Source organism: Mesorhizobium sp. M4B.F.Ca.ET.017.02.2.1 (assembly GCF_003998955.1).
Lineage (GTDB): Bacteria > Pseudomonadota > Alphaproteobacteria > Rhizobiales > Rhizobiaceae > Mesorhizobium > Mesorhizobium abyssinicae.
Genome location: NZ_RZOF01000246.1, coordinates 1 through 9,998, shown reverse-complemented (window position 1 = coordinate 9,998; position 9,998 = coordinate 1). Strand labels below are relative to the sequence as shown.

Annotated in this window: 10 protein-coding genes; 4 read left to right on the top strand and 6 right to left on the bottom strand. The window is 65.8% G+C overall.

All coding sequences use genetic code 11. The features are described from left to right. Positions 1 to 178 precede the first annotated feature (178 nt). Positions 179 to 3,682 carry a carbamoyl-phosphate synthase large subunit gene (gene carB / locus EN738_RS24275; protein WP_127285923.1) on the top strand — a complete coding sequence of 1,168 codons (3,504 nt, stop codon included), beginning with the start codon at positions 179 to 181 and terminating at the stop codon, positions 3,680 to 3,682. A gap of 238 nt (positions 3,683 to 3,920) precedes the next feature. Here the strand turns inward: carB and EN738_RS24270 are convergent, their stop codons facing one another. Next, positions 3,921 to 4,472, bottom strand: coding sequence for a DUF4142 domain-containing protein (locus tag EN738_RS24270; RefSeq protein WP_127285922.1), 552 nt, complete (start codon positions 4,470 to 4,472; stop codon positions 3,921 to 3,923). Between the two features lie 139 nt (positions 4,473 to 4,611). Here EN738_RS24270 and EN738_RS24265 point away from each other — a divergent pair, with 139 nt between their 5' ends. Then, the gene (locus EN738_RS24265; RefSeq protein ID WP_245478339.1) at positions 4,612 to 4,944 is read left to right on the top strand and encodes a hypothetical protein; all 333 of its coding nucleotides are present in this window, start codon (positions 4,612 to 4,614) and stop codon (positions 4,942 to 4,944) included. Positions 4,945 to 5,198: 254 nt separating this feature from the next. Here the strand turns inward: EN738_RS24265 and EN738_RS24260 are convergent, their stop codons facing one another. Beyond that, complete coding sequence (locus tag EN738_RS24260; protein WP_127285920.1) at positions 5,199 to 5,681, bottom strand: GNAT family N-acetyltransferase; 483 nt, start codon at positions 5,679 to 5,681, stop codon at positions 5,199 to 5,201. 5 nt (positions 5,682 to 5,686) lie between these two features. Further along, on the bottom strand, positions 5,687 to 6,607 hold the full coding sequence (locus tag EN738_RS24255; RefSeq protein WP_127285919.1) for a lytic transglycosylase domain-containing protein: 921 nt from the start codon (positions 6,605 to 6,607) through the stop codon (positions 5,687 to 5,689). 175 nt (positions 6,608 to 6,782) lie between these two features. On the opposite strand from EN738_RS24255, the gene EN738_RS24250 reads away from it, so the two are divergent. Then, complete coding sequence (locus tag EN738_RS24250) at positions 6,783 to 7,352, top strand: methylated-DNA--[protein]-cysteine S-methyltransferase (protein ID WP_127285918.1); 570 nt, start codon at positions 6,783 to 6,785, stop codon at positions 7,350 to 7,352. 40 nt (positions 7,353 to 7,392) lie between these two features. On the opposite strand, the gene EN738_RS24245 is transcribed toward EN738_RS24250, so the two are convergent. Further along, positions 7,393 to 7,722, bottom strand: a complete 330-nt coding sequence (locus tag EN738_RS24245) for a hypothetical protein (protein WP_127285917.1) — start codon at positions 7,720 to 7,722, stop codon at positions 7,393 to 7,395. A 290-nt stretch (positions 7,723 to 8,012) separates the two neighbouring features. Here EN738_RS24245 and EN738_RS24240 point away from each other — a divergent pair, with 290 nt between their 5' ends. Then, positions 8,013 to 8,225 carry a cold-shock protein gene (locus tag EN738_RS24240; RefSeq protein WP_006202464.1) on the top strand — a complete coding sequence of 71 codons (213 nt, stop codon included), beginning with the start codon at positions 8,013 to 8,015 and terminating at the stop codon, positions 8,223 to 8,225. A 484-nt stretch (positions 8,226 to 8,709) separates the two neighbouring features. On the opposite strand, the gene EN738_RS24230 is transcribed toward EN738_RS24240, so the two are convergent. Then, positions 8,710 to 9,318 (bottom strand): glutathione S-transferase family protein, encoded by a 609-nt coding sequence (locus tag EN738_RS24230; RefSeq protein WP_127285915.1) that lies wholly within the window; start codon positions 9,316 to 9,318, stop codon positions 8,710 to 8,712. A gap of 75 nt (positions 9,319 to 9,393) precedes the next feature. Beyond that, the coding region (locus EN738_RS24225) for an EAL domain-containing protein (protein WP_145966915.1) at positions 9,394 to 9,998 on the bottom strand (605 nt) is incomplete at its 5' end.

The window sequence follows — 9,998 nt, the reverse complement described above, 5'->3', positions numbered from 1 at the left end:
CTACTCCCCTACTCCCCTACTCCCCTACTGCCTAATCCCTCATTTTCGGGGTTACATCCGCCAAAACTCTTCCCTATAAGGCCCTCCTAGCCTGATACCAGAATCGCAAGCACAACCGGCCGGGTCCTCCCGTCCCGGTTTTTCGTGCAAGCCGCTCGCCGAACGGAACCCGTAGACCATGCCAAGACGCACCGACATCAAGTCGATCCTGATCATCGGGGCCGGCCCCATCGTCATCGGCCAGGCCTGCGAGTTCGACTATTCCGGCACCCAGGCCTGCAAGGCGCTGAAGGAAGAGGGTTTCCGCGTCATCCTGGTCAACTCCAACCCGGCCACGATCATGACCGACCCGGAGCTGGCCGACGCCACCTATATCGAGCCGATCACGCCGGAAGTGGTGGCCAAGATCATCGCCAAGGAGCGGCCGGACGCGCTGCTGCCCACCATGGGCGGCCAGACGGCGCTCAACACCGCTTTGTCGCTGCGCCGCATGGGCGTGCTCGACCGCTACAATGTCGAGATGATCGGCGCCGACGCGCATGCCATCGACAAGGCCGAGGACCGCGCGTTGTTCCGCGAGGCGATGAGCAAGATCGGCCTGGAAACGCCGAAGTCGATGCTTGCCAACGCCACCGACGTCAAGAACGCCGACCGCAAGACGCATGAGGCCGAGCGCGCCGCGCTGAAGGCCGAGAACCCCGACAATCTCGACGCCGCGCTCGACGCGCTGGAAACCCGCTGGAACCTCGGCGAAGGCGACCGCAAGCAGCGCTACATCAGCCATGGCATGGCGATCGCCGCCCAGGCGCTCGACCATGTCGGCCTGCCGGCCATCATCCGCCCGTCCTTCACCATGGGCGGCACCGGCGGCGGCATCGCCTACAACCGCGCCGAATTCTACGACATCGTCCAGTCCGGCCTAGACGCCTCGCCGACCACCGAAGTGCTGATCGAGGAGAGCGTGCTCGGCTGGAAGGAATACGAGATGGAGGTCGTCCGCGACCGGGCGGACAATTGCATCATCGTCTGCTCGATCGAGAACATCGATCCGATGGGCGTGCACACGGGGGACTCGATCACCGTCGCGCCGGCGCTGACCTTGACCGACAAGGAATACCAGATGATGCGCAACGCCTCGATCGCGGTGCTGCGCGAGATCGGCGTCGAGACCGGCGGCTCCAACGTGCAGTTCGCCGTCAACCCGGCCGACGGCCGCCTGGTGGTGATCGAGATGAACCCGCGCGTCTCGCGTTCGTCGGCGCTGGCCTCCAAGGCGACCGGCTTCCCGATCGCCAAGATCGCCGCCAAGCTCGCCGTCGGCTACACGCTGGACGAACTGGAGAACGACATCACCGGCGGCGCCACGCCCGCCTCGTTCGAGCCGTCGATCGATTACGTGGTGACGAAGATCCCGCGCTTTGCCTTCGAGAAATTTCCCGGCGCCGAACCGGTGCTGACCACCGCCATGAAGTCGGTCGGCGAGGTGATGGCCATCGGCCGCACCTTGCAGGAATCCTTGCAGAAGGCGCTGCGCGGACTTGAGACCGGCCTGACGGGTCTGGACGAGATCGAGATTCCCGGCCTTGGCCATGGCACTGCGCCGGCCAGCCATGTCGACGACCGAAACGCCATTCGCGCAGCACTCGGCACGCCGACGCCGGACCGGCTGCGCATGGTGGCGCAGGCGATCCGCATGGGCACCTCGCTGGAAGACGTGCATGCCATGTGCAAGATCGACCCGTGGTTCCTCGAGCAGATCGCCGGCATCATCGCCATGGAGGAGCGCGTGCGCGAGCACGGCCTGCCGCAGGATGCCGCCAATCTGCGCATGCTGAAGGCGATGGGTTTTTCGGACGCTCGCCTCGGATCCTTGACGAAGAGCGACGCCGAAGCGGTTCAGAAGGTCAGAGAAAAGCTCGACGTCCATCCGGTCTACAAGCGCATCGACACCTGCGCCGCCGAGTTCGCCTCGCCCACCGCCTATATGTACTCGACCTATGAGGTCCCGTTCGCAGGCAGCCTCGCCAACGAGGCCAAGGTGTCGGCGCGCAAAAAGGTCGTCATCCTCGGCGGCGGCCCGAACCGCATCGGCCAGGGCATCGAGTTCGACTATTGCTGTTGCCACGCGGCGTTTGCGCTCCGCGACGCCGGCTACGAGGCGATCATGGTCAACTGCAACCCGGAGACCGTCTCGACCGACTACGACACCTCCGACCGGCTCTATTTCGACCCGCTGACGGCGGAGGACGTGCTGGAGATCCTGCGCGCCGAGCAGGCGTCCGGCGAACTGGTCGGCGTCATCGTCCAGTTCGGCGGCCAGACGCCGCTCAAGCTCGCCGACGCGCTGGAGAAGGCCGGCATCCCGATCCTCGGCACCTCGCCGGACATGATCGACCTCGCCGAGGACCGCGACCGTTTCCAGAAGCTGCTGCACAAGCTCGGCCTGACCCAGCCGAAGAACGGCATCGCCTATTCGGTCGAGCAGGCCCGCCTCGTCGCCGGCGAGCTCGGCTTCCCGCTGGTGGTGCGCCCGTCCTATGTGCTCGGCGGCCGCGCCATGCAGATCATCCATGACGAGGGCATGCTGCAGACCTACCTGCTCGACACCGTGCCCGGCCTGGTGCCGGAGGACATCAAGCAGAAATACCCCAACGATAAGACCGGCCAGATCAACACGCTGCTGGGAAAAAACCCGCTGCTGTTCGACACCTATCTGTCGGGCGCCATCGAGGTCGACGTCGACTGCCTCTGCGACGGCAAGGCGACCTTTGTCTCCGGCATTCTGGAGCACATCGAGGAGGCCGGCATCCATTCGGGCGATAGCGCCTGCTCGCTGCCGGTGCACGCCCTGCCCTCGCACCTGGTCGATGAACTGGAGCGCCAGACGGCTGCCTTGGCTCGCGCGCTCAATGTCGGTGGCCTGATGAACGTGCAATACGCGATCAAGGACGGCACGGTCTATGTGCTGGAGGTGAACCCTCGGGCGTCGCGCACCGTGCCCTTCGTCGCCAAGACCATCGGCCGGCCGATTGCCAAGATCGCCGCCCGCATCATGGCCGGCGAGACGCTGGAGGATGCCTTCGCCCATTACGGGCCGATGCCCGACCCGCGCAACCCCGGCCACATCGCGGTCAAGGAAGCCGTCTTCCCCTTCGCCCGCTTCCCGGGCGTCGACATTCTGCTCGGGCCGGAAATGCGCTCGACCGGCGAGGTGATGGGCCTCGACCGCGACTTCGCGCTCGCCTTCGCCAAGAGCCAGCTCGGCGCCAATGTCGACCTGCCGCGCTCCGGCACGCTGTTCGTCTCGGTGCGCGACGAGGACAAGAAGGGCATCCTGCCCGCCGTCAAGCGCCTCGCCGGCCAGGGCTTCAAGGTGCTCGCCACCTCAGGGACCGCCCGCTTCCTCGCCGAGAACGGCGTCGTCGCCGAAAAGATCAACAAGGTGCTCGAAGGCCGCCCCCACATCGAGGACGCCATCCGCAACCGCCAGGTCCAGATCGTCTTCAACACCACCGACGGCCAGAAGGCGGTGTCGGACTCGAAGTCGCTGCGGCGTGCGACGCTGATGCAGAAGGTGCCGTATTACACGACGCTGTCGGGTGCTGCGGCGGTGGCCGAGGCGATTGCGGCGCTGCGGGCGGGGAACCTGGAGGTCACGCCGCTGCAGGAGTATTTTGGGTAGGCGATTAGCTCTCTTCTCCCGTGAACGGGGAGAAGGAGCTGGCCGCAACGCAGGCGTCCTTTTCTGCGACTTCGGCGATTGGCGAAACCACCGGCGCAAGCGTCTTTCTCCCCGTCACTATACGGGGAGAAATGCCCGGCAGGGCAATGAGGGGCGGCGCCAGCCAGATGCTCTTCAGGTGCTCTTCAGAAACCCGGTGAACCGTCCGGCGAACAGGCTGCGAGGTCCACGGCGGCCCTCACCCCTGATGCGCAACCGCCAGTTCCTTCACGTGCTTCTCGTGCATCTTGAGCGTCGGCAGCGTCTTCTTGGCGAATTCCTTCATCGCCGGGTCGTCGCCGGACTTCGCGTAGGTGCTGAACAGGGCGACGACTTGCCGGTGCGCGTCGGTCTGCATCATGATGTATGCCTGGTCGAACGCCTCGCCGCTGGCGCGCTTGAGCTCGTCCAGCAGCTGCTGCTCCTTGGGCTGCAGCGCGGGCCCGGCGGGCTTGATCGAGGCGGTGGTCTGGCCCTGGCTCAGCGCCGCCTTGAAATCCTCGCCCGCCTTGGTGTGGTCGGCGATCATCTCTCTGGCGAAGGCCTTGATGTCGTCGGAGGAGGCCCTCTCCTCGGCCAGCCTGCTCGACTGGATCTCGAATTCGTTGGCGTTGGGCACGGTGGTGACGAAGGTCGGCGTGTCGACCTTGCTGTCGGCAAGCATGGGCGCGACCTGGTTCGTCGATTGCGCCAGAGCGGCCGGCGCGCCGGCCAGCAGGGCTGCGACGGTCGCGGTCAGAAGGGTTTTCATCTGATGTCTCCGATCCGGAACGGTCCCTCCGGCATTTCCAACGCGGCATCGGCGGCGGGGTTGCGTTGAATTAGCCTGCACACCGACCCAGATCTCCTGCATGCTTGTCCTGCCTGGCTGCCGGACTGGAGTGAAGACAGTGCCCGACGAGATCGACCTCCGCTGCCCTGAAATTGTCGCCGACAACGCCGCCAAGGGTCTCAGGCTGCGCAAGCAGTTCGGCCGCGGCGGTACCGAGATCGGCGTGGCGCGGGCCACCGAACTGAAGAACCGGGAGAAACTGTCGCCGTCGACGATCCGGCGCATGGTCAGCTATTTCGCCCGCCACGAGGTCGACAAGCGCGGCAAGAATTACGGCAATGAGCAAAATCCGTCTGCCGGCTACATTGCCTGGCTGTTGTGGGGCGGCGACGAGGGCCGCGCCTGGGCGCTCGAGATCAAGCGCAGGATCGGCAACGCGCCGGATATCTGACCAGGGATAGCTGAAGGAAGATATGGCGAAAGGGAGACGTGGCGAAGCGGGCCCCGACCCCGCCTCGGGACCCGCCGTGGAGTGGCTGACACATGCCGGCGCAACCGCTCCGATGCCGCGCGAAACTGTCGACCCCCCGATCGGTGCGCGGCATGACGCAGGGTTAGCATTTGCGCGCGGCGGCTTATGTGAAGCGGTTCACAAACTGTCCCGTTTCCCGGTGCAAGGCGTGACGGGCAGCGGGAAGCAGCGCCCTACCCTTCCCAGTCGACCGGAACCATACCCAGCCGCTCGTAGAGCCGGAGGGCGGCGGCGTTCTCGACCGTGTTGGTCTTGAGATCGACATGGGCCGCGCCCCGCTCGCGGAAGGCGATGAAGGCGTGCCGCATCAGCGCCTCGCCGATGCCGCGGCCGCGCGCTTGCGGATGGACGGCGAGATCCTTGACGAAAGCCGTCGCCCAGCAAAGGGCTGCTCCCGCCAGCAGGCCCCTGGCGTCGATGACCAGGAAGCAGAGAGCCGGGTCGAACTCGGCGTCGCCGGAGATGCGCGGCCACCACTCGTCGAACGGCCCGTCCGTGCCGTCGTCGAACACTTCGGTGAGCAGCGCATGCAGGGGCCGCGCATCGGCGGGCTCGAAGCCGCGCATGACAAAGCCGTCCGGCCAGTGCGGCGGCGGCAGATCGTCGTCGAGGGTCTTGCGCAGCCGGATGTCGTCAGGCGCCGGCGGACGCGGCATCGCGCTCAGGCGTCGGGCTGCAGGCGGCGCCGCGCACGGTCGACACCGAGGCCGGTCGCTTCCAGCATGCCCCTGCGCTTGGCGTCGTAATAATAGCCGCTCTGGTAGAGCCGGTCGGCGCGCTTTTCATCGCCCCCCGACACCAGCCAGGCGCCGCGCAGATATTTGACCGCATATTTGAGATTGGTCTCGGCGTCGAACAGGCCGCTCGCCGGCCCGTCATAGCCCATGCCGCGCGCCGTCGCGTGCTTGATCTGCATCAGCCCCCAATGGCCGTGATTATAGGCTTTCGGGTTGAAGGTGCTCTCGCGGTTGACGACATGGCGCACGAGATCGATGGGCACCTCGTAGAGCGCGGAATATTTCTCGATCAGCCGCTCGATCTCGGCGCGCGGCCCGGTGGCGTGCGGCTCGGGCTCGCCGGGCGGGGCTAGCAGCGCCGGGTTCTGCGGCACGACATACGCGACCTGCTGGACGCCGGGCATCGTTGCCGCCTTCACCGCCTGGCCGGTGACGGGCATGGCCATCGCGGCTGTTGCATAGGCGGGCGGCTGCTTGAGCGATCCCGGGCTGAGCGGCGAGGTGCCGGCCATCACGGCCGGCTGCGCGGCAAGCGGCGTCGATCCAGCGAAAGCGGCTGGCTGGGCCGGCGGCGGCAAGGGCTCGCCCGGCGTCGCCATGCCCGGACTTGCCAGGTTCGCATCGGCGGGCAGCGCCGCCACCTGCACCGGAACAAGGCCGGAGGGCTCGGGCAGCACGGCAACCGTTTCCGGCAGCGCGACGGTCGGCGTGTCGTCCTCGGCGTCAGGCGTCGCGGCCGCCGCCAGGGCAGGCGCGGCCTTCATCTGCGAGGTCGAGGTGCAACCGCTCAGGCCAGCCGCGCCCACGAGCACGCCGATCGCGGTGAGGATGATTTTGGTTGCCAAGCCCTGCAGGTCCGATTGTCGGTTGTTAAGAAGTCCTTACACCAGCGATTCTTCGTCGGCAATCTGGGCCATCCGGCGGTTTTCGGGTGGCGGGACCCGGTGCAAACTGCGATATTGTTCCCTATCTGTACCGTTCACGTCCCCGTTTTTCGCCGTTTGCGGAAAGGAATACGTCATGGAAACCACGCAAGCGATCACGGCCGGCCACACAGTGTTAGAAACAGTGATCGGTTTCATGGGCATCGCCTGGAGCGAGAAAGGCCTGATCCGGCTCTGCCTGCCCGAACGCAGCCGCGAGGCGGTCGAGCGCCGGTTGTTCCGCCATGGCGGCGTTTCCCGGTCCACCGAGCAGCCGAAATGGGTGGTGGACCTGATCGCCTCGATCAAGGCCTATGCCGCCGGCGAGGACGTCGATTTCTCCGGCGTGCCGGTCGATCTTGCCGGCGTCGACGATTTCCGCCTCGCCATCTATGACGCGGCGCGCAAGCTCGGCTTCGGCGAGACCACCACCTATGGCGAGCTGGCGACGCGCGCCGGCCATCAAGGGCTGGCTCGCGAAACCGGGGCGGCGCTTGGCGCCAACCCGGTGCCGCTGGTCATCCCGTGCCACCGCATCCTTGCCGCCGGCGGCAAGATCGGCGGCTTCTCGGCGCCGGGCGGCTCGACCACCAAGGAAAAGATGCTGGCCATGGAAGGCGTGCGTCTCGGCCCGCCGCCCTCGGCGCAGGTCTCGTTCGGCTTTTGAACCCGGCCTGCAGGCCAGCCTTGCCTGAATGTCGACGGACTCAGTCCGATTGCAGGAAACGGCGACGGAACCGCCGATCGAAGTCCGGCCGCTTGCAGACGAAGACCGGGCAGGATTTCGCATCGGCGCTGGGCACGTAGGCGCGCTTCCTCACCTCGCCCAGGTCGCAGAAGCGCTCGTCCCTGACGTAGCGGTCATACAGCGGCAGCCCCGGCACGCGCGTCGACTGGTAGCGCAGGATGACCGCGCCCTGGCGCGCGATGGTCGCCTGCACCCTGTCGCAGCTCATGCGGGTCGGGTCGTAGCGCGAGATCGCCTGCGCCTCGGCGGCCACCAGCGTCATCAAGGCGGCAAGCAGTATGGTCTTCATGATCCTCTCCCAAACCCTGCGCCCGAGACCTGCTCGTTCCTCCCTCGCGGCGCACGCCAGCCGCGAATTTTTCACGCGATTGGGGCGGCCGTTGGGCGGCGGTGCGATCAGGGCTTTCGCACACAGTCTTGTTTTCAACGCAAAATCCGCCTATATGCATCGCATTGATATTTCGGCCGATCGATCGGGCCTCGCGATCTTCGCGTTTGCTGACGTCTATCTCCAAAATTTCGATACCACCGGCTGGACCTGGTCCGGTCAAACTAAAGCAAATGTGAAGGATACTTCGAATGGCAACTGGTACGGTCAAGTGGTTCAACGCCACCAAGGGCTTCGGCTTCATCCAGCCCGACGCGGGCGGCGCGGACGTTTTCGTCCACATCTCCGCTGTCGAGCGCGCTGGCCTGTCGACCCTCGTTGAAGGCCAGAAGATCAACTTCGAGATCGAGCAGGACCGCCGCACCGGCAAGTCCGCTGCTGGGTCTCTGAGCAAGGCAGCCTGATTTAGCAACAGCGCGCGCCGGACGAAGGTTCGGGGCGCGCGGCAAGTCACGGATGTACTGACGGTCGCGCGAGAAGCGCGCCGGAGCGGAAAGACCCGACAAGCTGGAACAGCAGATAGCTGCCAGCCCGGCCCGACGCTCCCGATCAGGCTACCGGAATGGGAAGGCGGGATTTATCCCGCCTTTTTATTTGCCCGCAGTTCAAAAGACTGGCGAAACGCCGAAGCTGCCTTCTTCTCTCCGTTCACGGGGAGAAGTGCCCGGCAGGGCGATGAGGGGCGGCGCGACGCTGCGGAATTGGCTTCCTTGGCGCAGCAGCACAGCAATTCAAACACAAAAGTTGGCGCCGCCCCTCATCTGGCTGCCGCCATCTTCTCCCCGTAAACGGGGAGAAGGACGCCTTCGCTGAAGCTTTCGCCTGTAACACTGTTAAATCGCGCCCGGACCGGAGCAGCCGCGAAGCGGCGACGGCGTGAGGACGAAACTAAGGCAGCCACGCCAGCGGCACATGCCCCTTGTCCGCTTCGACCCGCTTCAGCCATGCGGCAACCGCAGGATAGGCGTCGAGTTGGAAGCCGCCCTTCTCGGCGGTATGCGTATAGGCATAGAGCGCGATGTCGGCGACGCTGTATGCATCGCCGGCGAAGAAGGCGTTGGCTTCCAGATGCCTGTTCATCACGCCGAGCGCCTTGTTGCCGCGCTCCAGCGTCGATGCCAGCCGTTCCGGCGTCGCGTCCCTGGCGCGCTCGGGAAAGGTGAGCAGCGCCTTGCGCACGGCGATGTAGGGCTCGTGGCTGTACTGCTCGAAGAACAGCCACTGATAGGCGAGCGCCCGCTGGTAGCGGTCGGCCGGCAGGAAGCGCGTGCCCTCGGCGAGATAGAGCAGGATGGCGTTGGATTCGGCGATCCGTCTGCCGTCGTCGAGCTCGAGCAGCGGCACCATGGCGTTAGGATTCTTGGCGACGAAATCGGCCTTGCGGGTGTCGCCGGTATGCGAGCTCACCTCGACATTGGTGAAGGCAATGCCGAGCTTGGCCATCAACAGGCGCGGCTTGTAGCAATTGCCGCTGTCGATCATGCTGTAGAGTATCATCGGCTCTCCTTCCGGCTCGCGCCAATATCGCGCGGCGGAAGCCGCCTCATCCAGTGATTTGTTTTGGCCTGAACATCAGCGCCGCTGATGCAACGGCACGACCTTGCTTTCGGCTCCGAGCAGCGCCTCGATCGACAGCGGCTCCTCGTTGAAGATCGTGCCGGCCAGCGCCGGGCGGGCGAGATGATAGCCCTGCAAGAAGTCGACGCCGCCATCGAGCGCGACGCGAAGATGCACGGCCTGCTCGATGCCCTCGACCAGCACCTTGGCGCCGCGGTCGTGCAGCGTCGAGACCAGCGGCCGGAAGAAGCGCTCGGCCGCGGCATGTCGGCAGAACTCGGCGAACCAGGCGCCGTCGATCTTGACGATGTCCGGCGCAAGCAGCGCGATGCGCGCCTCGGTCGAGTGGCCGGTGCCGAAATCGTCGATGGCGATGCGGATGCCGTCACGCCGCATCTCGCGCACCAGGCTGGCAAGGACATGATCGTCGGCCGCCTGCTCGGTGATCTCGCACACCAGCATGCCGGGGTAGAGGTCGAGCTCGCCGAGATGCCTGGTCATCAGCCGGATCTCGGCCAGCGCCCGCCCGAGATGATCGTTGACCAGCGGATTGTAATTGAAGAACAGGTCGAGCCCCTCGACGCCGATGTTGCGGAAGTTCCGCAAATGCAGCATCCGGC

Excerpts from the sequence above, each read along its gene's own strand:
- carB (WP_127285923.1), top strand. The coding sequence starts at position 179 with ATGCCAAGACGCACCGACATCAAGTCGATCCTGATCATCGGGGCCGGC.
- EN738_RS24270 (WP_127285922.1), bottom strand. The coding sequence starts at position 4,472 with ATGAAAACCCTTCTGACCGCGACCGTCGCAGCCCTGCTGGCCGGCGCG.
- EN738_RS24260 (WP_127285920.1), bottom strand. The coding sequence starts at position 5,681 with ATGCCGCGTCCGCCGGCGCCTGACGACATCCGGCTGCGCAAGACCCTC.
- EN738_RS24250 (WP_127285918.1), top strand. The coding sequence starts at position 6,783 with ATGGAAACCACGCAAGCGATCACGGCCGGCCACACAGTGTTAGAAACA.
- EN738_RS24245 (WP_127285917.1), bottom strand. The coding sequence starts at position 7,722 with ATGAAGACCATACTGCTTGCCGCCTTGATGACGCTGGTGGCCGCCGAG.
- EN738_RS24240 (WP_006202464.1), top strand. The coding sequence starts at position 8,013 with ATGGCAACTGGTACGGTCAAGTGGTTCAACGCCACCAAGGGCTTCGGC.
- EN738_RS24230 (WP_127285915.1), bottom strand. The coding sequence starts at position 9,318 with ATGATACTCTACAGCATGATCGACAGCGGCAATTGCTACAAGCCGCGC.